This window comes from Conyzicola nivalis (assembly GCF_040548875.1).
Taxonomy (GTDB): Bacteria; Actinomycetota; Actinomycetes; order Actinomycetales; family Microbacteriaceae; genus Conyzicola; species Conyzicola nivalis_A.
Genome location: NZ_JBEPSJ010000004.1, coordinates 229,213 through 253,689 on the forward strand (window position 1 = coordinate 229,213; position 24,477 = coordinate 253,689).

A 24,477-nucleotide genomic window follows, 5' to 3' on the forward strand; every position below is an offset into this window, starting at 1 on the left:
GTGTGGCTAGAGGAGGGGAAGGAGCGGGATGGATGCCAGTCCGGCAAGCACACCACCGACGATGGGTCCGGCGATCGGGACCCAGCTGTACGCCCAGTCGCTCGTTCCCTTGCCGCGGATCGGCAGGATGGCGTGCGCGATGCGCGGGCCGAGGTCACGGGCGGGGTTGATGGCGTAACCGGTCGGTCCACCGAGGGAGGCGCCGATACCGACGACGAGCAGGGCGACCGGCAGGGCGCCGAGGGCGGCGAGACCGGCCGGAGTGGACAGGTCGGCGTCGCCCACGCGGCCGAAGCCGATGACGACGAAGACCAGTACGAACGTTCCGATGACCTCGGTGATGAAGTTCCAGCCGTAGCTGCGGATCGCGGGGCCGGTCGAGAACACGCCGAGCTTCGAGGCGGGGTCTTCCTCCGCGTCGAAGTGCTGCTTGTACGCCACCCAGCAGAGCACGGCTCCGATAAACGCTCCGAGCAGTTCGGCACCCAGGTAGACGAACACCTCGGTGACGGAGAGATCGGCGCCGCTGGCCACCAGGCCGAGCGTGACGGCCGGGTTCAGGTGTGCGCCCGAGTAGTAGGCCGCCGTGACACCGGCGAAGACCGCGAGACCCCAACCGAAGTTGATCATCAGGAAGCCGCCGCCGAAGCCCTTGTTCTTACCGAGCACGACGTTAGCTACGACACCGCAACCCAGCAGGGTGAGCAGCGCCGTTCCGACCACTTCGGAAAGAAAAATTAAACCTAGATTGTCCACTTTGACCTCTCAGGAGAAAACTGCACCGTGACGCTATTGAGTCGCCAGATCGCCGGCGTGCGTCAGACGCACCCCGTGAGCCGAGGCCAACAGCGCCGTGGCGTGACGTATTTCGTCAGCCCGGCGTTCTTGCGTCCAACCGAGAACGCCGGCGGCGATCTCGGCTAGCTCTTCCAGCAGCTCCACGGAGACATCCCCCGCGAAGGCCAGACTCGTGCGTCGCAGCAGCAGGTCGGAGATGTGCACGACCGACTCCGTTGCGACGATGTGCTCGATCTCGAGCACACTGAATTCGGGGGCGTTGCGCAGCGGGGCGTCCTCGCCGCTGTCGATAGCGTCGATGACCTCGCTCGCGCGGGTCCCGTAACGCTCGAAGAGCTCGCCCGCGCGCTGCTTGCCGACGAAGCCGGACTGAGCGGTGACCCAGTTCTCGCGCGCCTCGGCGGTGCGGGGGTACTTGCGCCCGCCGCCGATCTCGAGGTTCTTGGTGTCGACGGTGCGCGGCGTGCCGAGCAGGGCGAGCACCTCGGTGCTGATGTGCGCGGCGAGGGCGCGGAACGTGGTCCACTTGCCGCCGACGAGGCTGAGCAGGTCGGCCTTGCCGAGCTTGCCCGGGACGATGCGGTAGTCGCGGGAAACGAAGCCCGGCTGCAGGTCGTCGTGGTGGGGCAGGGGCCGCACGCCCGAGAAGCTGAACACGATCTGCGACCGGTCGACGGCGATCTTCGGGAAGACGTTGCCGATGAGGTCGAAGAAGTAGTCGATCTCCTCGCTCGTGCACACGGCGGGTTCGCGGATGTCGGCCTCGAGGTCGGTGGTGCCGACCATGACCTTGCCCTTGAGCGGGTAGATCAGCACGATGCGGCCGTCCTTGTGCTCGAAGAACATCTCCCGGCCCGCTGTTGCGGCGAGCAGCTCGGGGTTGTCGAGCACGATGTGCGATCCCTTGGTTCCGCCCATGTAGGTGGTGGAGTCGCCGAGCGCCTCGTTCGTGAGGTCTGTCCACGGTCCGGACGCGTTGACGACGACGTCGGCCTTCATGGTGAACTCGCGGCCGGTGAGCGTGTCGCGCAGCACCACTCCCTCGTCGGTGGAGCCGACGGCCTCGACGTAGTTGCTGCTGCGGGCGTGGTCGCCGGCGGCCAGGCCGTCATGCAGGACGTCGAGCGCCAGACGCTCCGGCTCGTGCACGGAGGCGTCGAAGTAGGTGGCGGTGTACTTGATGCCGGGGTTGAGCTGCGGCAGCGTGGCGAGCGACTTTTTACGGCCGACGAAGACGTGGCGGGGAACGCTGCCGCCGTCGCGCGAGAAGGAGTCGTAGATGATCAGCCCGACCTTGATCAGCAGGGCGCCGCGCTCTTTCGGGGCTCCCGACTTGTGGGTCAGGAAGCGCAGGGGCGCGGAGAGGATGCCGCTGAAGGTGGAGTAGATGGGGATCGTGGTCTGCAGCGGCTTCACGTAGTGCGGCGCGATGCGCAGCAGGCCGTTGCGCTCGGTGACCGACTCGCGCACGAGCCGGAACTCCCCGTTCTCGAGGTAGCGGACGCCGCCGTGGATCATGTGGGACGAGGCGGCGGATGCGCCCGAGCAGTAGTCGTTCCGTTCGACGAGGGCGACGTCGACTCCCTGCAGCGCGAGATCACGGAAGGTCGCGATTCCGTTGATACCACCGCCGATCACGAGCACCTGGGCGCGCGGGCGCTCGATCAGGGCTGTCACTTCGGTACGGGCTTCGCCGGTCGGCATCGACTCTCGAGACTTCACTTCTGCGTCACTTTCGGGTGTGGTGCGGTCTGACTGTCGTGAACGATCTCGTCAGAGTCACACTGTCGCCAGGGCGATTACCTCCATACTGGAATCGATAACTCAAATGATCAAGGAGAGTGAACAAACGTGCAAGCCCCCGTCTCCGCGCCGGTACCCGACGAGGTGACGCCCGAAAAGTCGCGGGACGCGTTGCGGGCCGCGCAGCTCTACTATCTGCAGGACCTCACGATGGACGCCATCGCCCGAGAGCTGCACACGTCGCGGTCATCCGTCTCCCGCATGCTCAGTTACGCACGGGAGCACGGGCTGGTCGAGATCCGTGTGATCTCCCCGCTCGACCGCTTCTCGGTGCTGCAGCGCGACCTCCGCACGCGGTTCGGGGTGAACGCGCACGTCGTGCCCGTTCCCGACTCGACCAGTGACATCGACCGGCTCGAGCGCGTCGCGCTCTCCGCTGCACGAATTCTCACGCCCTACTTCGACTCGAACATGACGCTCGGCATCGCCTGGGGCGCCACCATCAACGCCGTCAGCCGGCACCTTCCGAAGAAGGAGACGCACAACTCGCGCATCGTGCAGCTCAACGGGGCGGGCAACACCTCGACCACCGGCATCGACTATGCGAGCGAGATCCTGCGCCGGTTCGGCCAGGCGTTCAACGCGCCCGTGCAGCAGTTTCCCGTTCCCGCCTTCTTCGACGACCCGAAGACGCGCGACGCGATGTGGCGCGAGCGCACCACGAAACGCGTGCTCGACATCCAGCGCCACATGGACGTCGCCCTCTTCGGCGTCGGCTCGACCTTCTCCGAGGTGCCGAGCCACGTCTACGCCGGCGGCTACCTCGACGCCGACGACTTCGCCTCTCTCGAGGCCGCCCAGGTCGTCGGCGACATCGCCACCGTGTTCTACCGGCTCGACGGCAGTTACGACGGCATCTCCCTCAACGCCCGGTCGACCGGACCCGACCCCTCGGTCATGCACGCCGTCGCCCGCCGCATCTGCGTCGTCTCCGGCGCATCCAAGATCACCGCGCTGCGGGGCGCACTCGCCGCAGGCATGATCACCGACCTCGTGCTCGACGAGCTCGCCGCCCGAACCCTGCTCACCGAGGACACCGCCCAGCGACTCAGAGGGTCACGGGAATAGTCAGCGCCGATCCCAAGTTGGATACACTCGTAAGCAGTAACGTGCTCCGGGGTCGGTGAAAGTCCGAACCGGCGGTGATAGTCCGCGACCTGCGGTCAGGCGAGAGCCCGGCCGTGGCTGACCCGGTGGAATTCCGGGACCGACGGTAATGAGATCGCGAGATCTCTCAGTCCGGATAGGAGGAAGCACGAGCATCGTGGGCAGCCACGATGTGGGTCATTCGCGACCTGAAAAGCCCGGAGTCCGTCTTCTCGAAGAAGAATCTAGGGACACCGGATGACACAGTCGGCACCACAGCAGGACGCGCCGCTCGAACGCGCCATGCGCCACGCGCTGTCACTCTCGGCGCACGGTCCCCTCTACGGCGGCAACCCGCAGGTCGGGTGCGTGCTGGTCGACTCCGACGGCACCGTCGTGGCCGAGGGCTGGCACCGCGGCGCGGGCACTCCGCACGCCGAGGTCGACGCCCTCTCGCGGGTGACGGATGCCACGGGCCTGACCGCCGTCGTCACGCTCGAGCCGTGCAACCACACGGGCCGCACCGGCCCCTGCTCCACCGCGCTGATCGACGCCGGCGTCTCCCGCGTCGTCTACGCGGTCTCCGACCCCGGCGAGAACTCGGCCGGCGGCGCAGACCGCCTGCGCGCGGCGGACGTCGAGGTCGTCGCCGGCGTGCTCGCCGACGAGGTCGCCGCGTCGATCGAGCCGTGGCTCGTCGCCGCCCGCCGTCGCACCCCGTGGGTCAGCGTGAAGTGGGCGTCGAGCCTCGACGGCCGGGCGGCCGCGGCAGACGGCACCAGCCAGTGGATCACCGGCACCGCCGCACGCCAGCGCGTGCACGAGCAGCGCGCACAGAGCGACGCGGTAGTCGTGGGAACCGGCACGGTGCTCGCAGACGATCCCTCCCTCACGGCGCGCGGCGACGCGGGCGAGCTGCTGGCGCACCAGCCGGTGCCCGTCGTGATCGGCACGCGGCCCGTGCCGCAGGGGGCGAAACTGCGCGACCATCCGGCCGGACTGATCGAGACGCACTCCCGCGACCTCGAACAGGTGCTCGCGGGGTTGTACGGCCGTGGCATCCGCCGTGTCTTCGTCGAAGGCGGCCCGCAGCTCGCGAGCGCGTTCATCGAGACCGGCCTCGTCGACGAGTACCTCGTCTACCTGGCCCCCACCCTGATCGGCGGCCCGCGCACCTCCGTCGGCGACATCGGCGTCGCCACCATCGGCGAGCAGCGCCGTCTTCGGATCACTTCCATCGAACGCCTCGGCGACGACCTCCTGGTCACCGCCCGCGCGTCCGCCCATTCGACAGGCTCAGGACAGGCCCCTTCGACAAGCTCAGGGCAAGCAAGCTCAACCAGCGAGAGGTTTTAGATGTTCACCGGAATCATCCACGAGCTCGGCTCGGTCACCGCGTGGGAGGCGGGCGTCGACGCGGCGCGCATCACCGTGCGCGCGCCTCTCGCCGCCGCCGACGCGGCACACGGCGACTCAATCAGCGTCAGCGGCGTGTGCCTCACCGTCGTCGACCAGGGACCGGACTGGTTCACCGCAGACGTCATGGCAGAGACCATCGCGATGAGCACGCTCGGCGGGGTCGCGGTGGGCGACGCCGTCAACCTCGAGCTGGCGGCCATGGTGGGCGACCGGCTCGGCGGCCACATCGTGCAAGGCCACATCGACGGCACCGCGACCGTTCTCGCCATCGACGACGGCAGCGCCTGGCGCGTGGTGCGGTTCAGCCTCAGCCCCGACGTCGCGAGCCTCGTCGCCCGCAAGGGATCGATCGCGGTCGACGGAGTCTCGCTCACGGTGAGCGCCGTCGGCGACGACTGGTTCGAGGTGTCTCTAATCCCCGAGACGCTCAGCGCGACGACCCTCGGCGCCCGCGTAGTGGGCGATCGCGTCAACATCGAGACCGACATCCTGGCCCGTCACGTCGAGCGCATGCTCGCGGTCTCGGCCATTCCGACTACCGACAGGAGCTCGCTATGAGCCTCGCCGACATCGCCACCGCACTCGACGCGCTGCGCGCCGGGAGGCCCGTCATCGTCGTCGACAACGAGAGCCGCGAGAACGAGGGCGACGTCGTGCTCGCCGCCCAGTTCGCCAGCCAGGAATGGCTCGCCTGGCTCGTGCGCAACTCGTCGGGGTTCATCTGCGCGCCGATGACCAACGAGATCGCCGACCGGCTCGAGCTGCCGGTGATGGTTCCCGACAATCAGGACCCGCGCGGAACGAACTACACGGTCTCGGTCGACGCCGCCAACCGCATCAGCACCGGAATTAGCGCCTCCGACCGCGCGCACACCCTGCGGGTGCTCGCCGACGTCGAGTCGGTGCCGACGAGCCTGCACCGCCCCGGCCACATCATGCCGCTGCGCGCGGTGGAGGGCGGGGTGCGCGAGCGCGACGGCCACACCGAGGCAACGGTCGACCTGCTCAAGCTCGCCGGGCTGATCCCCGTCGGGGCGATCTCGGAGATCGTCGCCGAGGACGGCGAGATGATGCGCCTCCCCGAGCTGATCGAGCTGGGCGAGCGCGAGGGCGTGCCGGTGATCACCATCGAGGCGCTCGTCGACTACCTCAACGCGACGCACCACGACGCCGACGTGCCGCTCGCCGTCGACATCCCCGAGACCTCCCGCGTGCTGTTCGAGGTCGAGACCACCGTGCCGACCACGCACGGCTCCTTCCGCTTCCGCGCGTACCGCGACCGCATGACCGGCTACGACCACCTCGCCGTCATCGCCGGCGAACCGACGGACGGAACGCTGCTGCGGGTGCACTCCGAGTGCCTCACCGGCGAGGCGTTCGGATCGCTCAAGTGCGAGTGCGGTCCGCAGCTCGACGCGGCGCTCGAGGCCATCCAGGCCGAGGGCGGCATCGTCATCTACATGCGCGGCCACGAGGGCCGCGGCATCGGCCTCATCAACAAGCTCAAGGCCTACCGCCTGCAGGAAGACGGGCTCGACACCCTCGACGCCAACCTCGCGCTCGGCTTCCCGATCGACGGACGCGACTACGGAGCGGCCGCCGCGATCCTCGCCGACCTCGGCATCTCACGGGTGCGCGCGATCACCAACAACCCCGAGAAGCTGCGCCAGCTCGCCGAGCACGGCATCACCGTCACCGAGCAGGTTCCGCTCGTCGTGGGCGTTGGCACCTTCAACGAGGGCTACCTCGAGGCCAAGCGCGACCGCATGGGCCACATCCTCCCCAGTAACGCAATCCTCGACGAGGCGATCCTCGCGGGCAAGAAAGGTGCAACCATATGAGCGGCGCAGGATCCCCCGAGATCATCACCGACGGAACCGGCCTCAAGGTCACGATCGTCGCCGGCCAGTGGCACACGCAGATCGCCGACGGACTCCTCGCGGGGGCACGTCGTGTGCTCGACGCCTCCGGCGCATCCGTCACCGTGGTCCGCGTGCCGGGCAGCTTCGAGCTGCCCGTCGTGACCCGCGCCGCGCTCGACGCGGGAGCCGACGCGGTCGTGGCGCTGGGCGTCATCATCCGTGGCGGCACCCCGCACTTCGAATACGTGTCGGATGCCGCGACCACGGGCCTCACGCAGGCGAGCCTTCTCGCGGGAAAGCCCGTGGGCTTCGGACTGCTCACCCTCGACGACGAGCAGCAGGGTCTCGACCGCGCCGGCCTCGCCGACTCGAAGGAGGACAAGGGTGCCGAGGCGGCCGAGGCGGCCCTGGCGACCGCGGTGATCCTGCGCGACCTGCGGGCCTGACCCGCGTCGCGGCTTGCCGCGGAGCGCTGCGGTCTCTGCGTTATCAGCGGTTCTGAAAACGAAGGACATCGCGCCCGTACCCCGCGCGAAACGTGTTTCGCACCGGCATCCGCCCCGTAAGTCCTTCGTTTTCGGTCGGGGGACGCGGCGGGCGGCGATGGCTGTATCGTATGCTCGTGCCGCATTCCTGAGGCCGGGTCAACGATGACGGAGCACCGACCGACGTGAGAGATCAAGCAGGGCGAATCGCGCCGGGGGGCAGGCGGCCGGGCGCTCGCCGCGCGCGCCCCCGAGGCGGTGTCTCGTGGCTCCTCCGCACGACCGTGCGCCGCACCCGTGCGCAGTGGCAGCTGCTGCTCGGCGTCGTCGCGGTCGCCGTGCTCGCGAGCGTCCTCGTCACCACGCTGAGCCTGCTCGTGGCCGCCACCGAGCAGAGCGGGGTGCGCGGCGCCCTGGCCGCGATCCCGACCGATCAGACTGATCTCGACGTGCGGCTGCTCGACCCGGCGATCGGGCTGGCCGACACCCGGGCGGCCGTGACCGCGGCGGTCGACGACGTGTTCGGACCGGCAGCGACGACCACGTCGGTGGGCGGCGCCGTGTCGCAGTACCTGCCCGTCGGCACGATCGCGGCCACCCCGGTCGAGCCGACGACTCCCACCCTCGCCTACTTCGGCGAATTCGACGGGTTCACCCAGGCCGCGACGCTCACCGCGGGCGACTGGCCGGCGGCGCCCCCCGCAGACGGGCCCGTGCCGGTCGCCATCCCGTCGGCCGCCGCGGCGGCGCTCGCGATCGGAGTCGGCGACACCCTCGTCGTCGCGTCGAACGAGGCGGATGTCGCGGCCGTCGTCACCGGCGTGTACGAGCCGAACGACCCCGTCGACGAGTTCTGGGCGCTCGACCGTCTCGCCGCGTCGGGCTACGACCCGGTGTTCCCCAACCCGTTCACGAGCTTCTACAAGCCGACGGTCGTCTTCGGGCCGCTCGTCGTCGACGACGGGGCACTCGCGGCGGCCGGCATCCCGGTGGCCCTCGCCCACCTGAACTTCGTGCCCGACTTCTCGAACGCGACCGTGGACCAGCTGCAGCCGCTGCTCGACGATCTGGCGACCGCCGACATCGACATCCTGTACCGCGCCAACGACGTGGCCGGCAGCGTGTTCGTCGAGACCGACGCGGCGAGCGCTGTCAGCGCGGTCGCATCCGGGCTCATCGTGACCCGGTCGACGGTGGTGGTGATCAGCCTGCTGCTCGGCGTGCTCGCGGTCGCCGCGATGGCGCAGCTCGCGCGGCTGTTCAGCGACGCGCGGTCCGGCGAGCGCCAGCTGATGCGGGCGCGCGGGGCATCGCGCCGCGACATCCTCGCCCTCGCCTCCGTCGAGGCGGTCGTCATCGCGGCGGTGACCGCCGCCGTCACTCCCCCGCTCGCCTCGCTCGCCTACAGGCTGCTCGCCGCCCAGGGCCCGATGGTGGCCGCGGGCATGCCGTCCGACGCGGGCATCCCGCCCGCCGCCTGGCTCGTCGCCGGGGGAATCGCCGTCGTCTTCGTGCTCGTGCTGCTGGCGCCGCTGGCGCGCGGCGACGTGTCGTTCGCCGAGGGCGGCCAGGCCGCGGGGCGCCAGCGCCTCGCCTCGGGGATCGCCCGCTCGGGAATCGACGTCGCGGTCGTCGCGCTGGCCGCGCTCGCCTACTGGCAGCTGCAGTCGTACCGCACACCCGTGCAGGACTCGGGCTCGCTCGCGGTCGACCCGGTTCTCGTGGCCGGACCCGCGATCGTGCTCGTGGCCGCGGCCCTGGTCTGTGTGCGGCTCATCCCCGCGGCATCCCGCATCCTCGAGCGTCTGGGATCGGGCGCGCGCGGCGCGACGGTCGCGCTCGCGGCGTGGGAGATCGGGCGGAGGTCGCAGCGTGCGACGGCCGCCGTGCTGCTGCTGAGCCTGACTCTCGCCGTGGGCACGTTCAGCCTGAGCTTTCTCGCGACGTGGAAGCAGTCGCAGGCAGACCAGGCCGCCTTCGCGGTCGGGCCGCCCGTGCGCGTCGTGGCGGGCGGGGCCGTGACGGACTCGGTCGCCCCGAGCGCCGACGGCGACGTGGCACAGCCGACGATGCGGCGCCCGATGCTGGTCGGCGTCAGGGACGGCTCGCCCGGAGACGCCGGCGGGAGCCTCGCCTCCCTCCTCGCACTCACGCCGGCCTCCCGCGAGCTCATAACCCACGGCCGGCTCGGCGCGCTCGGCGGCGACGTGATCGACGACCGCCTCTCGAGCCGGCCGTATCCCGCGACGACCATCGACATGCCCGACGGCGCCATCGGCTTCGCCGCCACCGTGCGCATCGGAGACCCCGCGGCGCCGCTCGTCGCCGTGGCCGCCGACATGACCGCCGTCGTCGAGGGCGACGACGGGCACCTGCGGCTGATCCCGCTAGGCCGGGTCGACGCCGACGGCCAGCCGCACGAGGTGCGCGGGGAGCTCGCTGCCGCCGCACGCACCGACGGGCTGCGCTTCGCGGGGTTCCAGGCGACGCTCGTCGACACCAGCCCCGACGACGCGCCGGTAGCCCGCGAAGAGGAGTTCGCCGACGTGCTCATGGCAGACCTCGCCGCCCTGGTCCCCGCCGATCAGGATGAGGAGACGACGGACGACCCGGGGTCGGTCGCTCTCGTGCCCTCCGCCGACGACGAGTGGTACGGGTCGTCGGAGGCGCGGCCCTCGCGGCCGCCCGAGACGACCGGCGTGCCGGAGGGCTGGCAGCTGCGCATCGACGTCGCCGTGCCGGTCGACCTCAGCAGCAACGCGATCGGGTACGCGCTGGTCGGCTGGCAGCCGAACGTCGCCGTGCCCGCCGTCGTCGACCAGGCGCTCGCCGACCGCCTCGGCGCGACGGAGGGCAGCGTGCTCGACGTGCGCACGGGGGGCGTGCCGACCGCCATCCGCGTGGTCGCCGTCGCACCCCGCATACCGGGTGCCGCCGTCATGGGAGACCTCGCCGGCCCGGCGCCGGCGCTCGGCGGCGCCGCACCCGAGTTCGCCGTCGTCGACGACACACTGCTCACCCGCTCGCTCGTCGAAGCGGGGGCGGCGGGTCCCCTCGTCGACGAGTGGTGGGTCGACGTCGCGCCCGGCGCCGCCAGCGCCTATCTGGCCGGACTGCCCGACGATGCGGTCGCGGTGAGCGCCGAGCTGCTCGGCGAGCGGCTGCAGGAGGCTCCGCTGCGCGTCGCGACGCAGGCGGCGCTCTGGGTGGCCATCGCCGCGAGCACCATCCTCGCCGCCGTGGGATTCGGCGTGCACAGCGCCGCTGGGCTCCGTTCGCGCCGCCTCGAGCTCGCCCAGTTGCGGGCGATCGGCTACTCGCGTCGACGTCTCGTTGGGCTCATCGCCTCCGAATCGCTGCTGATGTGCGTACTCGGAGCGGTGTTCGGCATCTCGATCGGGGTGCTGCTCTCCTGGCTCGTCGGCCCCCTCGTCGCCGTGTCGCCCACCGGGGCGCCCACCGTGCCGTCGGTACTGGTCGAGGTGCCTGCCGTCGCGATCTCGCTGCTGCTCGTCGAGGTCGTCGCGGTGCTGGTCGCCGTCGTCGCGCTCGTGGCACGCGCGCAGCGGTTCACCGAGCCGGCGCACCTGCTGCGCGAGGGGGCCCAGCCGTGAGCGGCGAGCGCGTCGACCGTCGCAGGCGTCCGTCGTCGGCGCGTGCGCGGTGGGGAACGAGGCTCCGCTCGCTGGCCGCGTCGACCGGGCTGCTCGTCCGTCGCCGGGCACGTCGCGACGCTCCCCTCCTCGTCGGCTGGCTCGCCCTGCTCTGCCTCGCCGCCCTCATCGCGGTCGCCGTGCCGCGCCTCGTGCTCGACACCGTCGACCGCGGGGCGCGTGCCGCCGTCGCGGAGGTCGGCGCCGACGCCGACCTGGTCGTGCGCGCGCAGGTAGGCGACCCCGACGTCTCGGCCGACTACACGTCCCTGCCGAAGATCGCCGACATCGCCCGGCTGCTGCCGGAGAACCTGCCCGACGGGCTGGCGGGAGTGTCCGGCGCCCCCTCCGTCTCGGTTCTCAGCCCCGGCATCCGCCTGACCCGCGCGGTGGCCGACCCCGACGCGGCCCGGGTCGAGGCGCAGTTCGGCCTGCTGGGCCCCGACCAGAGCGACGGCCTCACCATCGTCGAGGGGCGCCTGCCCGCGGAGTCGGCGGACGCATCCGAGATCGAGGTGGTCGTCTCCCGTGAGGCGGCGGAGGCCGCGTCGCTGACGACGGGGACGGTGCTCGATGTGCCGGCACCGAGCGTGTCGACCGACGGGTCGGACGACGCTGTCAGCGCGCGCGTCGTCGGGATCGTGGCATCCGCTCAGCCCGACTCCGGAACGAGGTGCGCCCCGCAGTGGTGCGACCTGCCCACGATGTGGGCTCCCGATCTGCAGGACTCCCGCACCCGCGGCACGGTGGCGCAGCTGACCCTGCTCACCACCGCCGAGGGTCTGGCGCTCGTGCAGCCGCTGTCGTTCGACCCGATCCACGCGTCGGTGCGTCTGCCCCTCCATCCGGAGCGGTTCACCTTCGCGCTGGTGACCACGGTCATCGACGAGACCGACGCGCTCGAGGCTAATGCGGGGTTCCTGGCCGCGGGCGTCGGCGCGACCGTCAACGTGCGCACCGACTTCCCCGATGCGATGCGCAGCTACGGCGACAGGGCGGCGGCGTCCGTCGCGCAGATGTCGCTCATGATCGCGAGCCTGTTCGGGGCCCTCGCCGCGGTGATGCTGCTCGTCAGCGGGCTGATCGTCGGGCGCCGCTCCGCCGACCTCGCCCTCGAACGCGCCCGCGGCTCGTCGCTGGGGTCGGTCGCCGTGCGCGGGCTGGCCGAGTCGCTCGCGCTCGCCGTCTTCGGGGTGGGCGCCGGCGTGGCGGTCGCGGCCCTGGTGGCGCCCGGGCCTTTCGTCGACCCGTCGCCGCTCGCCGTGGTCTGCGCGATCGCGGTTCTCGCCCCGGCCGTGCGCGCGGCGCTCGTCGCCAGGGAGGCGTGGAGCGGACGCCGCCAGCCCGCCAACCGCCGCGACCGGCAGCTGATCGCCGGGCGTGCGCGCGTGCGTCGCGTCGTGCTCGAAGTCACCGTCGTCGTGCTGGCGGTGGCCTCACTCGCGTCGGTGCGCTCCCGCGGTCTCGTGGAGGCCCGCACCGAGGGGACCGATCCGCTGCTGGCCGCGTCCCCGTTGCTGCTCGCCGTCGCGCTGACCATCGTGGTGCTGCGGCTGCAGCCGCTCGCGGTGCGCGTCGCCGCCGCGATCGCCGTGCGCTCGCGCGGAGCCGTCGGGGTGCTCGGTGCCGCCCACGCCATGCGGTCGGTCGCCGTGCTGCCCCTGCTCGCGCTCACGCTGTCGGTCGGCCTGCTGCTGACCGGGTCGCTCATGGTTCAGACGGTGCGCGAGGGGCAGGTCGACGCGTCCTGGCAGCGCATCGGCGCCGACGCGCGGGCGGAGGGCGTCTTCGACGCGTCGACGGCCGGGCAGGCACGCAGCGAACCGGGCGTCACCGCGGCCAGCACCCAGCTCGTGCTCACCTCGGTGGGTGTCGACAGCGGCGCGGCGTCGGCCCTGGCGACCATGGTGGCTGTCGATGCCGACTTCGCCTCGGTCGCCGACCTGCTCCCCGCGGGCACGGTGCCCGACGGCTCGGCGCTCGACGCCCTGGCCGCGGCGCCGACGACCGACGACTCGCTCCCCGTGCTGATCGACGCGCGGCTGGCCACTCGCGTCGACACCGACCGGCTGGTCGTCGTCGTCGACCAGGACCGCCTCACGGCCCGGGTAGTCGGCACCTTCGACGGCGGCCCGGACGGCTACCTCGACGCCCCCTTCGTCTACGCCGAGCTCGACACGCTCAGCGAACGGCTGGACGAGCAACTGCCCGCCAGCACGCTCCTCGTGATGGGCGAGGGGGCGGCCGCCGCGGCCGATTCGGCCTCCGGCACGACGGAGGCGGTCTCACGCACCGCCTGGCTCGAGGAGCGACGCGACCAACCGCTGGTGCAGGGAGTCGACCGGATGACGCAGCTCTCCGCCGCGGCCGTGGCACTGCTCGCGGCGATCGCGCTCGTCACGACGGTGGCCTCCGGCTCGCGGTCGCGGTCGCGCTCCCTGTCGTTGTTGCGCACGCTCGGTGTGCGGCGCGGCTTCGGCTGGCTACTCGCCGTCGCCGAGCTCGCGCCGCTCGTGGTCGCCGCCCTCGTGGGCGGAGCGGTCGCCAGCGCGGCGATCCTGTTCACGGTGGCGCCGGCCATCGGCCTGCGCATCCTCGCGGGCGGACTCGCCGAGCCGGCGCTGAGTGTGGATGCCGTGACAGTGGTTCTCGTTGTGGCGGGCGGTCTCGCGCTGTGCGCGGCCGCGATCGTGGTCGACGTCGTGGCGCACCGCCGCGACCGGCCCGGAGACGTATTGAGAGTGGGAGAGACGACATGACGCTGCAGACAGACGCGAAACCGCGATCGGCCTCGGAGTTCGGGGCCGACGCGCTCATCGTGTGCGACAACGTGGTGCGCATCTACCAGGTCGAGCAGATCGAGGTCCAGGCGCTGCAGGGCCTCGACCTGCTCGTCGACCGGGGCGAGATGATCGCCATCGTCGGGGCATCCGGTTCCGGCAAGTCGACGCTGCTGAACGTGCTGTCCGGGCTCGACGTGCCCACCGCGGGGCGCGCCCGCGTCGGCGACTGGGACCTCTTGCGGATGTCGGCGGCCGACCGTCTCGCTTACCGCCGATCCGTCGTCGGTTTCATCTGGCAGCAGACGTCGCGCAACCTCCTCCCCTACCTCTCCGCCGCCGAGAATGTGGCTCTGCCGATGTCGTTCGCCGGCGTGCGCTCGCGGGCACGCACCCGGCGCACGGCCGAACTGCTCGACGCGATGGGCATGGGGGCTAAGGCCGCCCGTCGCCCGGGAGAGCTGTCGGGAGGCGAACAGCAGCGCGTGGCGATCGCGGTGTCGCTCGCCAATCGTCCGCAGGTGCTGTTCGCCGACGAGCCGACGGGTGAGCTCGACACCGCCACGGGCGCCGATGTCTTCGCGGCGCTGCGCACGGCGAACGAGAGCTTCGGCACGACCGTGGTGATCGTGACCCATGACGCGGATGTCTCGGGGCAGGTGCAGCGCACCGTGGCGATCCGCGACGGGAGGACCTCGTCGGAGGTGGTGCGGCGCACCGAGATCGACATGTGGGGTGACTCGGCGGTGATCGCCGAGGAGTATGCGATGCTCGACCGTGCGGGCAGGCTGCAGCTGCCCGCCGAGTACCGCGCCGCGCTGGGTCTGCGCAGCCGCGTGCGGCTCGATCTGGAGAGCGACCACGTGGGCGTGTGGCCCGACCGTGCGCGAGAGCCCCACCGTGCCCGCGAAGTGGAGCCGAAATGAGCATCGATACGACGGCGAGCCCGATGGTCGTGGTGCGCGACCTCAGCCGCACCTACAGCTCGGCCGGCGGCGACGTGCACGCGTTGCGCGACGTGTCGTTCAGCATTCCGCGCGGCACGATCGCCGCGCTCGTGGGCCGGTCGGGGTCGGGCAAGACGACACTGCTCAACTGCGTCGGCGGCCTCGACGAGCCGACGAGCGGGACGGTCGTCGTCGACGACATCGAGGTGACGGCGCTCGACGAGCGCGCCCGCACCGCCCTTCGCCGAGACCAGCTGGCGTTCGTGTTCCAGACCTTCGGGCTGCTGCCGATGCTCTCGGCCGCCGAGAACGTCGGCCTGCCCCTCCGCCTGCGCGGGCTGCCCTCGAAGGCGCGCACCGAGCGGGTCGCGCACCTGCTCGACCTCGTCGGGCTCGGCGCCCAGGCCCCGCAACGGCCGGGCGAGCTCTCGGGCGGCCAGCAGCAGCGCGTCGCGATCGCGCGGGCGCTGGCGAACTCGCCGCGGCTGCTCATCGCCGACGAGCCGACGGGCCAGCTCGACGCCGAGAGCGGCGCGGAGATCATGGCACTGCTGCAGACCGTGGTGCGCGCGGAGGGCATGACGGCGATCGTCTCCACCCACGACCCCTCGCTGCAGGCCATGGCCGACCACACCGTCAGACTGGCCGACGGCGCGCTCATAGACCCGCAGGACTGACCGGAAGCACTGACCCGGCGCGAACGTCAGTCGAGGAAGAGCGCGCGCAGCCGCTTGGTCGTGAAGACGAGCCCGACCGCGATCATCACGACGTAGTAGAGCACGTGTCCGAGCATGGCCACGCTCAGCGCGCCCGTGGTGAGCCCGCGCACCAGCTCGACGCCGTGCCACAGCGGAAGCGCCTGCACGACCCACTGGATCGGTTCCGGATAGACGGAGAGCGGGTAGAACGTCGCCGAGAACAGGAACATCGGCAGCAGCACGAAGTTGACCCAGTCCATCTGCTGGAATGTCTTCATGTACGAGGTGACCGCCATGCCGAGGCTCGCGAAGCCGAAGGCGATGAGCAGCACGGCCGGCAGGGCCAGCAGCGCGGTCCAGGCGAGGTTGAGCCCGAGCGCCTGCATCACCACCATGAACCCCGCGGCGTAGAGCGCGCCGCGCAACAGCGCCAGCAGGATCTCGCCGAACGCCACGTCGAGCGGGCCGAGCGACGTGCTCAGCATGCCCTCGTACAGCTTCGAGTAGTTCATCTTGAAGAAGACGTTCCACGTGGAGTCGTAGACGGCGCCGTTCATCGCCGAGACCGCGAGCAGGGCCGGCGCGATGTAGGCCGCGTACGGCACCTCCTGCCCGGTCGACGTCGCGACCGTGCCGACGAGCGCGCCGAGGCCGATGCCCATCGAGAGCAGGTAGAAGATCGGCTCGAAGAACCCGCTGAGCACGACCCAGTAGTTGCTGCTCTTCGTCGCGAGCAGGCCGCGGCCGATGACCGCCCGCGAGTTGCCGGCGTAGAGCGAGCCGAGAAATCGCGAGCCGCGGGCGGCTGGCACGACGACGGGCGAGGTGGGCGCGGCGGTCACTTGTCGAGCCTCCGCGTGATGATCACCTGTGCCGCGCGCCATCCGCCCAGCAGCATGATGCCGATGTACGCGACGTGGGCGACCGTGAGCCAGATCGGCTCGGCGAGGCCGTAGGCGAGAACCCGGCCGAGCTCCGTTCCATGCCAGAGCGGCGAGATCCAGCCGATCCACTGCAGGTACACGGGAAGCTGCGAGAGCGGGAAGAACGTGCCAGAGAACAGGAACATCGGCGTGATGATGAAGCGCATGATGATCGCCATCTGCCCTTTGTCTTCTTCGACGGTCGACGTGTACGCCATGATGACGACGCCGACCGCGACGCCGGTCGCCGACGCGGTGAGGATGCCGAACACTCCGAGGGGTGACGGCACGGCGCCGAACGCCACCATGACCGCGAAGTAGATCGCGCAGGTGACGATGATGCGCAGCGCGACGGCGATGATCGTTCCGTTCGCGATCTGCGCCGACGAGACGGGCGCCGAGCGCATCGCCGAGAAGATCGGGTTCCACTTGAAGGCCGCGAGGATCGGGTAGGTGAACTCCTCCGTCGCCACGGTGACCGCCGCGGCGGCGAGCAGCGCCGGGGCCACGAACACCAGGTAGCTCACCTGGCCTCCCCCGCCGTCGCCGAGGTTCGCGTCGACGAGGCTCGCGAGCCCGACGCCGAGGGCGAACAGGTAGACGAGCGGGTTGCCGATGCTCGTCGCCACGATCGTCTGCGCGTAGGCGCGCATGTCGAGCAGCCGGTGCTCGGCGACGTACCACGACCCCAGCCGCCGCGCCCTGGCGCCGCCCGCCATGGCGGAGCGGTTCGACGACACCGTCTGTGCGCTCATTCGATCAGCGTCCTGCCCGTGAGCCGCAGAAAGACGTCTTCGAGGCTGGAGCGCCGCACCAGACTCGTGATCGGCGCGTGCCCCTCGCGGAGCAGGTGGGCGAGCTCGGCCTCGCCGTCGGCGCTGTAGACCAGGATGCGGTCGGGTAGCACCTCGATACGGTCGCCGACCCCCGCGATCTGCTCGGCGACCATCGCGTTGCGGTCGGAGCCGAAGCGCACCTCGAGCACCTCCCGGCTGGAGTGGGCGCGGATCAGCTCGGCCGGCGAGCCCTCCGCCATGATCGCGCCCTTGTCGACCACGACGAGCCGGTCGCAGAGCTGCTCGGCCTCGTCCATGTAGTGCGTCGTCAGCAGCAGGGTCGTGCCCTGCTCCTTGAGACGGAAGAGGCGGTCCCAGAGGACGTGGCGTGCCTGGGGGTCGAGGCCGGTGGTCGGTTCGTCGAGCAGCAGTATCCTCGGGTCGTTCACGAGCGCCCGCGCGATCGTCAGCCGGCGTTTCATACCGCCGGAGAGGTCGTCGACCTTGGCCTTGGCGCGGTCGGCGAGCTGCGCGAACTCGAGCAGCTCGTCTGCCCGCTTGGCGACGACGGCGCGCGGGATGCCGAAGTAGCGCCCGTAGACGATCAGGTTGTCGCGCACGCGCAGCTCCTGGTCGAGGTTGTCGGCCTGGGGCACCACGCCGAGCTGCGACCGGATCTCGGGGCCGTGCTCGTCGGGGTCGAGCCCGAGGATGCGCAGGTCGCCGCCGGTGCGGGTGGAGACCGCCCCGACCATGCGCATGGTCGTCGACTTGCCCGCGCCGTTCGGTCCGAGCAGCCCGAACGACTCTCCGGGCGCCACCTCGAACGAGATGCCGTCGACGGCGGCGAAGTCCTTGTACTTCTTGGTCAAGGCGGTGGCGGTGATGACAGGCGCTGGCACGACACCGAGTTTATTGGCGGCGGGCGACATAGGGTGGCGGCATGCCCCTCGATCCCGAACCGATCACGAGTGTCGCGCCGCCGCTCGCCACCCGCTCCGTCGCGAGCCAGCGCTGGTCGGATCTCGTCTTCCTGCACTGGCGAGTGGATGCCGCCGAGGTCGCACCGCTGCTGCCCTCCGGTCTTACGCCCGACGTGCACGACGGCTCGTCGTGGGTGGGGCTGATCCCGTTCGTGCTCGACCGGGCGACCGTGTTCGGCAGCCCGCCGGTGCCGTACTTCGGCGACTTCGTCGAGATCAACGTGCGCCTGTACGCGGTCGACGGCGAGGGCAGGCGCGGCGTCGTGTTCGTGTCGCTCGACGCGTCCAGGCTCGCCGCCGTTCTCACCGCGCGAGTCCTGTTCGCGCTGCCCTACGTCTGGTCGCGCACGACGCTCGAGCGCGACGGCGACCGCCTCGAGTTCCGCGGACGCCACCACACCGGCGCGCACGCCTCCACCCGGATCGTCGCACGTGCGGCATCCGCCCCCGTCGTCGACGACGCGACGGCCGACTTCCTCACCGCCCGCTGGGCCCTCTTCTCCCGCGTGCGCGGTCGCACCGTGCGCCTGCGCAACCGCCACGAGCCCTGGCCGCTGTTCGAGGCGTCGCTCGAGTCGCTCGACGACGAACTGCTGGCCAGAGCGGGGTTTCCGGCGCTCGCGGGCCGGGCGCCCGACTCCGTGCTCTACTCGCCGGGCGTCACCACGACGTTCGGCCGATGACCCCCTGTCAACTCAAGTTGACACTGTCGCGCGCGTCAACTACGGTTGACGACCATGGACCACGTCACCATCCACACCCTCGCGACGAGCGCGGGCTCGGATGACCCGATCGAGGCCCTCAAGGCGATCGCGAAACTCCGCAAGGAACTCGACCGCATCGAAGCAGTGACGGCTCGACGCGCACACAACGCCGGGGCCAGCTGGCAGCTCATCGCCTTCGCCCTCGGGGTCTCCCGCCAGGCCGTCCACAAGAAGTACGGGCGCTCGTAGCGCCGCCGAAGAGAAAGCACCCATGAGCACTACTACCTCATCCCGCCCGCCCCGCCGCGGCCGCGACGGCAAGAAGGACGACGGCCCCCGCGCCAAGTTCAGCCAGCTCCTGCCGTACCTGCTCGAGCACAAGAGGGTGCTCGGATTCGTCGTAGCCCTCAGCCTCCTGGCCGCGGGCGCCTCTCTCGCCCAGCCGTTGCTGGTGCAGCAGGTCGTCGAACGCGTGCAGGCGGGCGAGACGCTCGGCAACCTCGTGTGGGTGCTCGTCGCGCTCGTCGTGCTCGCAGCCCTGCTCAGCGGGTTCCAGCACTACCTGCTGCAGCGCACCGGCACGAGCGTCGTGCTCTCCGCCCGCACGCAGCTCGTGCGCCGCATCCTGCGCCTGCCGATCAGCGAGTTCGACACCCGCCGCACCGGAGACCTGGTCTCCCGAGTCGGTTCCGACACCACGCTGCTGTACGCGGTGATCACGCAGGGGCTCGTCGACGCCATCGGCGGGGCCGTGCTCTTCGTCGGCGCCCTCATCGCTATGCTCGTCATCGACCCGGTGCTGCTCGGACTCACCGTGCTCGTCATCGCCGTGTCCGTCATCACCGTGGTGCTGCTCTCCGGACGCATCCGCATCGTCAGCCGCAAGCAGCAGGAGAAGGTCGGCGACCTCGCAGCCGCGGTGGAGCGTGCCATCAGCGCCATCCGCACCGTGCGCGCGTCGAACGCCACCGAGCGCGAGATCGTCAAGATCGAGAAGGAGGCGCAGGGCGCGTGGGACATGGGCGTCAAGGTCGCGAAGATCTCGGCCCTCGTCGTCCCCGTCGCCGGCATCGCCCTGCAGGTGTCGCTGCTCGTCGTGCTCGGCGTCGGCGGCTTCCGCGTGGCGAGCGGCGCGATCGAGATCTCCAGCCTCGTCGCGTTCATCCTCTTCCTGTTCATGATGATCGGCCCGCTCGGCTCGGCTTTCGGCGCCCTCACCTCGGTGAACCAGGCGCTCGGCGCGCTCGGCCGCATCCAGGAGATCATCGCACTGCCCAGCGAGCGGGAGAACGACTCGGAGATCGCGGATGCCGCGGCCGTCGACATCTCGACCGACGCGGCCATCACGTTCGAGAACGTGGAGTTCTCCTACCCGGAGGGCGCCAGAAAGGACGAGATCGCGAAGGCCGTCGCCGAGGTCGTCGAGTCGTCGCCGGTCGCGCTCCCGGTCGAGCCGACCCAGGACCTCACGGTGCTGCGCGGCGTCTCGTTCACGGCCGAGCGCGGCAAGCGCACCGCCCTGGTCGGCCCGTCGGGCGCGGGCAAGAGCACGATCCTCGCGCTGATCGAGCGCTTCTACGACCCGACGGCGGGCGTCGTCCGCCTCGGCGGCATCGACGTGCGCGCCCTCGACCGCGAGAACCTGCGGTCGCAGATCGGCTACGTCGAACAGGACGCCCCGGTGCTCGCCGGCACGATCCGCGAGAACCTGCTGCTGGGCGCCCCCGACGCGACCGACGAGCAGTGCGTCGAGGTGCTGCGGTCGGTGAACCTGACCGAGGTGCTCGAACGCAACGACCTGGGGCTGGATGCCGCTGTGGGCGAAGACGGCGTGATGCTCTCCGGTGGGGAACGCCAGCGCCTCGCGATCGCGCGAACGCTGCTCGCGGCGCCGCCGATCCTGCTGCTCGACGAGTCGACCTCGTCGCTCGACGGCCTGAACGAGCAGATGCTGCGCGAGGCCATCGACGCCGTCGCCGAGAACCGCACGCTCATCGTGATCGCGCACCGGCTGTCGACCGTGGTCGACTCCGACCAGATCGTGGTGCTCGAGCACGGTCGCGTCGTCGGGGTGGGCACGCACTCCGAGCTCGTGCTCTCGACCCCGCTCTACAAGGAGCTCGCAAAGCACCAGCTGCTGGTGTGACCAGCGGTCGCTGAGCTTGTCGAAGCGCCCCCTCGACAGGCTCAGGAACCGTCAGGCGAGGGCGTACATCGCCACGGCGGCCGTCGCGGCCACGTTGAGGCTGTCGATGCCGTGCGCCATGGGGATCTGCACCACGGTGTCGGCGGCGGCGATCGCCTCGGGGGTGAGCCCCTCCCCCTCGGTGCCGAGCACGAGCGCGACGCGCTCCGGAGCGGTCGCCGCGAAGTCGCGCAGCGAGACCGCGTCGTCGGTGAGGGCCAGCGCCGCGACGTGGAACCCGTTCGCCGTGAGCAGCTCACGCGTCGACGCCCAGTCGCCGACCCGTGTCCACGGCACCTGCAGCACGGTGCCCATCGAGACGCGGATGGCGCGGCGGTAGAACGGGTCGGAGCAGCGCGGGGTGACCAGCACGGCGTCGGCGCCGATCGCCGCGACCGATCGGAAGATCGCGCCGACGTTGGTCGGGTCGACGACGTTCTCGAGGATCACGACGCGGCGGGCGTTCTGGAGCAGCGACTGCGCACGCGGCAGCGGCGGCCTGTGCATCGACGCGATCAGGCCGCGGTGGAGGATGTAGCCGGTGAGCTCGGCGAGCAGCTCGCCGGGCCCGGAGTACACCACGACGTCGTCGCCCACGAGCGCGACGGCCTCGTCGACGGTTCCGCCGAGGGCGAGCACGGAGCGAGGTCGGTGCTCGGCACGGATCGCCCGTTCGAGCACCAGGGCCGACTCCGCGATGTACAGGCCGTTCTCGGTGCGGCTGCCGTTCTTCAACGCGACGTCGGTGCGGTGCGCGAAGTCGACGAGCCGCGGGTCTGCGATGTCGGTGATCTCGACGACGGGCATTACTCGGTCGCCGCGCGTACGTCGACGAACAGCACGGCTTCTCCGTCGCGCTCCACGATCGCGGCACTCGCGACGAGGGTGTCGTTGCCCGCGCCGAGGTACTCGACGACGTTCTCACCCTCGAGTGCGGGCGCGAGTTCGTCGCTCGCCGCGTCGACCGGGCCGTAGCCGGCGAGAGGGAAGTCGGGCAGCCGGTCGGCCGGCAGCAGCAGCTCGGCGCTGAACGCGTCGTCTCCCTCGCTGGAGGCGAGCACCGTCGTGCCGTCGGGCAGGTCGATGCCGGTGTTCTGCTCGACGGTGTCCAGGTCGGCGATCGTCGAGGCGCTTCCCACATCGAGCACGTGAGCCACCGTGCCGAGCGCGAAGACGACCACGACGACCGCGAGCACCGCCGCGACGAGCAGGGCGACCACGAGGAGCATGATTCGCGGGCGCCGGCTGGAGACCGCCGCCGACTCGGGCAGGTCGTCGATGGTGCCGAACGCTTCATTCGTCATAGGCGCACGCTCAGCGGCCGCCGAACGGGTCGGGGGTGAGCACGTACTTGGTCTCGAGGTACTCGTGGATGCCCTCCGAGCCGCCCTCGCGCCCGATACCGGACTGCTTGACGCCGCCGAACGGTGCGGCGGCGTTCGAGACGACCCCGACATTGAGGCCCATCATGCCGGTCGCGAGGCTCTCGATCAGTCGTTGTCCCCTGGCCAGATCGCGGGTGAAGACGTAGCTGACGAGTCCGTACTCGGTGTCGTTGGCGAGAGCCACGGCCTCCGCCTCGTCGGTGAACGACACGATCGTCACGACGGGTCCGAAGATCTCTTCGCGCAGGATGTCGCTGCCGGGGACGATGCCGCTCAGCACCGTCGGCTGGTAGAAGCTGCCCCCGCCGTCAACGCGCGATCCTCCGGTGAGCAGCGTAGCGCCGCGGGCGATGGCGTCCTGCACGAGGGCGTCCGCCTTGTCGACCGCGCCGTCGTTGATGAGCGGGCCGATCGCGACGCCGTCGTCGGTGCCGCGGCCGATGGTCAGCTCGTTCACCCGGGCGGTGATGCGGGCCGCGAACTCGTCTGCGACCGACTCGTGCACGATGAACCGGTTGGCGGCCGTGCAGGCCTGGCCGATGTTGCGGAACTTCGCGAGCATCGCACCGTCGACGGCCTTGTCGAGGTCGGCGTCGTCGAAGACCACGAACGGGGCGTTGCCGCCGAGCTCCATCGAGGTGCGCAGCACGTTCTCCGACGCCTGCTTGAGCAGGGTGCGGCCGACCGGGGTGGAGCCGGTGAAGCTCAGCTTGCGCAGGCGCTTGTCGGCGATGATCGGCGCGGAGACCTCGCCCGAGGTGGAGGTGGTGATGACGTTCAACACGCCGGCGGGCAGCCCGGCCTCCTCGAGCAGGCGAGCGAAGTACAGGGTGGTCAGCGGCGTCAGCTCGGCCGGCTTGACGATCGCCGTGCAGCCGGCGGCTATGGCCGGCGCGATCTTGCGCGTGGCCATGGCGAGGGGGAAGTTCCACGGGGTGATGAGGAACGACGGCCCGACCGGCAGGTGGGTGACGATCATGCGTCCGCTGCCCTCGGGGTTGACGCCGTAGCGTCCCGAGATGCGCACGGCCTCCTCGCCGAACCAGCGCAGGAACTCGCCGCCGTAGGTCACCTCGCCGCGCGCCTCGGCGAGCGGCTTGCCCATCTCGAGGGTCATCAGCAGCGCGAACTCGTCGGCGCGCTCCTGCAGCAGGTCGAACGCGCCGCGCAGGATCTCCCCTCGCACACGAGGGGCCGTCGAACCCCACGACGCCTGGACCTCGGCCGCGGCATCCACTGCCCTGATCCCGTCTTCGACCGAGGCGTCCGCGATCGTCTTGATCACGAGCCCCGTCGACGGGTCGTAGACGTCGATGCTGCGGCCCGACGTCGACGGCACCCATGCGCCGCCGATGAACAGCTTGTCGGGAACCCGCGCGAGAAGGTCGGCCTCTGAGAATGTCATTCGTCGGCTCCTGTCACGATCTCGGCGCCGGCGGCCTCGAGTTCGACGAGCGCTGCTGCGCTCGAGTCTGCGGCGACCCCGGCGACGAGGTCGGCGAGCACGCGCACGTCGCGGCCCGTGGCGATAGCGTCGAGCGCGCTCGCCCTGACGCAGTAGTCGGTGGCGATGCCGGCGATGTCGATCTGGGTCACGCCCAACCGCTCGAGCACGTCGGCGACGTCCGAGTCGTCGGTCGTCGTGCCCTCGAAGATCGAGTAGGCGGGCACGCCCTGCCCCTTGCGCACGTGCACGTCGACCGCGCTGGTGTCGAGGGCCGGGTTGTACTCCGCACCGGGGGTGCCTGCGACGCAGTGCGACGGCCACGTGTCGACGTAGTCGGGGGTGTCGGAGAAGTGCCCGCCGTTGTCGCCTGACGCGTCGTGCCAGTCGCGCGAGGCGAAGACGTGCGCGTAGCGGTCGGGATGCTCGGCGAGCAACGCCGTGATGCCCGCCGCCACCGCGTTTCCGCCGGCGACACCGAGGGCTCCCCCCTCGGTGAAGTCGTTCTGCACATCGATGATGAAGAGCGCCCTGCTCATCGCGCCA

At 70.8% G+C, this 24,477-nt stretch carries 21 protein-coding genes and 1 riboswitch; of the genes, 12 read left to right on the forward strand and 9 right to left on the reverse strand.

The features are described from left to right. Positions 1-6 precede the first annotated feature (6 nt). Positions 7-723, reverse strand: a complete 717-nt coding sequence (locus tag ABIE21_RS15550) for an MIP/aquaporin family protein (RefSeq protein ID WP_354025757.1) — start codon at positions 721-723, stop codon at positions 7-9. 66 nt (positions 724-789) lie between these two features. Beyond that, positions 790-2,502, reverse strand: a complete 1,713-nt coding sequence (locus ABIE21_RS15555) for a glycerol-3-phosphate dehydrogenase/oxidase (RefSeq protein ID WP_354025758.1) — start codon at positions 2,500-2,502, stop codon at positions 790-792. A gap of 183 nt (positions 2,503-2,685) precedes the next feature. Between ABIE21_RS15555 and ABIE21_RS15560 the strand changes: the two genes are divergently transcribed. The 9 genes from ABIE21_RS15560 to ABIE21_RS15600 all read left to right on the forward strand — a co-directional run bounded on the left by ABIE21_RS15560 (position 2,686) and on the right by ABIE21_RS15600 (position 15,510). Beyond that, positions 2,686-3,669, forward strand: coding sequence for a sugar-binding transcriptional regulator (locus tag ABIE21_RS15560; protein WP_436232357.1), 984 nt, complete (start codon positions 2,686-2,688; stop codon positions 3,667-3,669). Positions 3,670-3,707: 38 nt separating this feature from the next. Continuing rightward, positions 3,708-3,861, forward strand: a riboswitch (FMN riboswitch). Positions 3,862-3,945: 84 nt separating this feature from the next. Beyond that, positions 3,946-5,043: a bifunctional diaminohydroxyphosphoribosylaminopyrimidine deaminase/5-amino-6-(5-phosphoribosylamino)uracil reductase RibD gene (gene ribD / locus ABIE21_RS15565; protein ID WP_354025760.1), complete on the forward strand. Its 1,098-nt coding sequence runs from the start codon at positions 3,946-3,948 to the stop codon at positions 5,041-5,043. Next, complete coding sequence (locus tag ABIE21_RS15570; RefSeq protein ID WP_354025761.1) at positions 5,044-5,664, forward strand: riboflavin synthase; 621 nt, start codon at positions 5,044-5,046, stop codon at positions 5,662-5,664. It abuts the gene before it with no gap. Then, complete coding sequence (ribB, locus tag ABIE21_RS15575) at positions 5,661-6,947, forward strand: 3,4-dihydroxy-2-butanone-4-phosphate synthase (protein ID WP_354025762.1); 1,287 nt, start codon at positions 5,661-5,663, stop codon at positions 6,945-6,947. Before ABIE21_RS15570 ends, ribB begins: the two co-directional genes overlap by 4 nt. Beyond that, the gene (gene ribH, locus ABIE21_RS15580; protein ID WP_354025763.1) at positions 6,944-7,414 is read left to right on the forward strand and encodes a 6,7-dimethyl-8-ribityllumazine synthase; all 471 of its coding nucleotides are present in this window, start codon (positions 6,944-6,946) and stop codon (positions 7,412-7,414) included. The genes ribB and ribH overlap by 4 nt, the downstream gene beginning before the upstream one ends. Positions 7,415-7,737: 323 nt before the next feature. After that, on the forward strand, positions 7,738-11,067 hold the full coding sequence (locus tag ABIE21_RS15585; RefSeq protein ID WP_354025764.1) for an ABC transporter permease: 3,330 nt from the start codon (positions 7,738-7,740) through the stop codon (positions 11,065-11,067). Then, a complete protein-coding gene (locus ABIE21_RS15590) occupies positions 11,064-13,865 on the forward strand; it encodes a hypothetical protein (RefSeq protein ID WP_354025765.1) in 2,802 nt (933 codons plus the stop codon). Before ABIE21_RS15585 ends, ABIE21_RS15590 begins: the two co-directional genes overlap by 4 nt. After that, a complete protein-coding gene (locus ABIE21_RS15595; protein WP_354025766.1) occupies positions 13,862-14,812 on the forward strand; it encodes an ABC transporter ATP-binding protein in 951 nt (316 codons plus the stop codon). Before ABIE21_RS15590 ends, ABIE21_RS15595 begins: the two co-directional genes overlap by 4 nt. After that, positions 14,809-15,510, forward strand: a complete 702-nt coding sequence (locus ABIE21_RS15600) for an ABC transporter ATP-binding protein (RefSeq protein WP_354025767.1) — start codon at positions 14,809-14,811, stop codon at positions 15,508-15,510. Before ABIE21_RS15595 ends, ABIE21_RS15600 begins: the two co-directional genes overlap by 4 nt. Positions 15,511-15,536: 26 nt before the next feature. Here ABIE21_RS15600 and ABIE21_RS15605 read toward each other — a convergent pair whose 3' ends face one another. From ABIE21_RS15605 to ABIE21_RS15615, 3 genes are read right to left on the reverse strand one after another with little or no spacing between them, the layout of a single operon-like run. After that, complete coding sequence (locus tag ABIE21_RS15605; RefSeq protein ID WP_354025887.1) at positions 15,537-16,343, reverse strand: ABC transporter permease; 807 nt, start codon at positions 16,341-16,343, stop codon at positions 15,537-15,539. 26 nt (positions 16,344-16,369) lie between these two features. Beyond that, a complete protein-coding gene (locus ABIE21_RS15610; RefSeq protein WP_354025768.1) occupies positions 16,370-17,209 on the reverse strand; it encodes an ABC transporter permease in 840 nt (279 codons plus the stop codon). Continuing rightward, entirely contained in the window at positions 17,206-18,132 is a 927-nt protein-coding gene (locus ABIE21_RS15615; RefSeq protein ID WP_354025769.1) for an ABC transporter ATP-binding protein, read from the reverse strand. Before ABIE21_RS15615 ends, ABIE21_RS15610 begins: the two co-directional genes overlap by 4 nt. Positions 18,133-18,173: 41 nt before the next feature. Between ABIE21_RS15615 and ABIE21_RS15620 the strand changes: the two genes are divergently transcribed. Genes ABIE21_RS15620 through ABIE21_RS15630 form a run of 3 tightly spaced genes read left to right on the forward strand, consistent with a single transcriptional unit; the run spans position 18,174 to position 21,063 of the window. After that, positions 18,174-18,896 carry a YqjF family protein gene (locus ABIE21_RS15620; protein ID WP_354025770.1) on the forward strand — a complete coding sequence of 241 codons (723 nt, stop codon included), beginning with the start codon at positions 18,174-18,176 and terminating at the stop codon, positions 18,894-18,896. Positions 18,897-18,950: 54 nt separating this feature from the next. After that, positions 18,951-19,166 carry a hypothetical protein gene (locus tag ABIE21_RS15625; RefSeq protein WP_354025771.1) on the forward strand — a complete coding sequence of 72 codons (216 nt, stop codon included), beginning with the start codon at positions 18,951-18,953 and terminating at the stop codon, positions 19,164-19,166. Positions 19,167-19,188: 22 nt separating this feature from the next. Then, a complete protein-coding gene (locus ABIE21_RS15630) occupies positions 19,189-21,063 on the forward strand; it encodes an ABC transporter ATP-binding protein (protein WP_354025772.1) in 1,875 nt (624 codons plus the stop codon). A gap of 51 nt (positions 21,064-21,114) precedes the next feature. On the opposite strand, the gene ABIE21_RS15635 is transcribed toward ABIE21_RS15630, so the two are convergent. Genes ABIE21_RS15635 through ABIE21_RS15650 form a run of 4 tightly spaced genes read right to left on the reverse strand, consistent with a single transcriptional unit; the run spans position 21,115 to position 24,470 of the window. Beyond that, complete coding sequence (locus ABIE21_RS15635) at positions 21,115-21,909, reverse strand: TrmH family RNA methyltransferase (protein ID WP_354025773.1); 795 nt, start codon at positions 21,907-21,909, stop codon at positions 21,115-21,117. After that, positions 21,909-22,406 (reverse strand): hypothetical protein, encoded by a 498-nt coding sequence (locus ABIE21_RS15640; protein ID WP_354025774.1) that lies wholly within the window; start codon positions 22,404-22,406, stop codon positions 21,909-21,911. The genes ABIE21_RS15635 and ABIE21_RS15640 overlap by 1 nt, the downstream gene beginning before the upstream one ends. Positions 22,407-22,416: 10 nt before the next feature. Beyond that, the gene (locus ABIE21_RS15645; protein ID WP_354025775.1) at positions 22,417-23,892 is read right to left on the reverse strand and encodes an NAD-dependent succinate-semialdehyde dehydrogenase; all 1,476 of its coding nucleotides are present in this window, start codon (positions 23,890-23,892) and stop codon (positions 22,417-22,419) included. Beyond that, complete coding sequence (locus ABIE21_RS15650) at positions 23,889-24,470, reverse strand: isochorismatase family protein (RefSeq protein ID WP_354025776.1); 582 nt, start codon at positions 24,468-24,470, stop codon at positions 23,889-23,891. The genes ABIE21_RS15645 and ABIE21_RS15650 overlap by 4 nt, the downstream gene beginning before the upstream one ends. Between the last annotated feature and the right edge of the window lie 7 nt (positions 24,471-24,477).

Coding starts and splice junctions, on each gene's coding strand:
- ABIE21_RS15555 (WP_354025758.1), bottom strand. CDS start 2,502: ATGCCGACCGGCGAAGCCCGTACCGAAGTGACAGCCCTGATCGAGCGC.
- ribD (WP_354025760.1), top strand. CDS start 3,946: ATGACACAGTCGGCACCACAGCAGGACGCGCCGCTCGAACGCGCCATG.
- ABIE21_RS15570 (WP_354025761.1), top strand. CDS start 5,044: ATGTTCACCGGAATCATCCACGAGCTCGGCTCGGTCACCGCGTGGGAG.
- ribB (WP_354025762.1), top strand. CDS start 5,661: ATGAGCCTCGCCGACATCGCCACCGCACTCGACGCGCTGCGCGCCGGG.
- ribH (WP_354025763.1), top strand. CDS start 6,944: ATGAGCGGCGCAGGATCCCCCGAGATCATCACCGACGGAACCGGCCTC.
- ABIE21_RS15595 (WP_354025766.1), top strand. CDS start 13,862: ATGACGCTGCAGACAGACGCGAAACCGCGATCGGCCTCGGAGTTCGGG.
- ABIE21_RS15600 (WP_354025767.1), top strand. CDS start 14,809: ATGAGCATCGATACGACGGCGAGCCCGATGGTCGTGGTGCGCGACCTC.
- ABIE21_RS15610 (WP_354025768.1), bottom strand. CDS start 17,209: ATGAGCGCACAGACGGTGTCGTCGAACCGCTCCGCCATGGCGGGCGGC.
- ABIE21_RS15620 (WP_354025770.1), top strand. CDS start 18,174: ATGCCCCTCGATCCCGAACCGATCACGAGTGTCGCGCCGCCGCTCGCC.
- ABIE21_RS15625 (WP_354025771.1), top strand. CDS start 18,951: ATGGACCACGTCACCATCCACACCCTCGCGACGAGCGCGGGCTCGGAT.
- ABIE21_RS15630 (WP_354025772.1), top strand. CDS start 19,189: ATGAGCACTACTACCTCATCCCGCCCGCCCCGCCGCGGCCGCGACGGC.
- ABIE21_RS15635 (WP_354025773.1), bottom strand. CDS start 21,909: ATGCCCGTCGTCGAGATCACCGACATCGCAGACCCGCGGCTCGTCGAC.
- ABIE21_RS15640 (WP_354025774.1), bottom strand. CDS start 22,406: ATGACGAATGAAGCGTTCGGCACCATCGACGACCTGCCCGAGTCGGCG.
- ABIE21_RS15645 (WP_354025775.1), bottom strand. CDS start 23,892: ATGACATTCTCAGAGGCCGACCTTCTCGCGCGGGTTCCCGACAAGCTG.
- ABIE21_RS15650 (WP_354025776.1), bottom strand. CDS start 24,470: ATGAGCAGGGCGCTCTTCATCATCGATGTGCAGAACGACTTCACCGAG.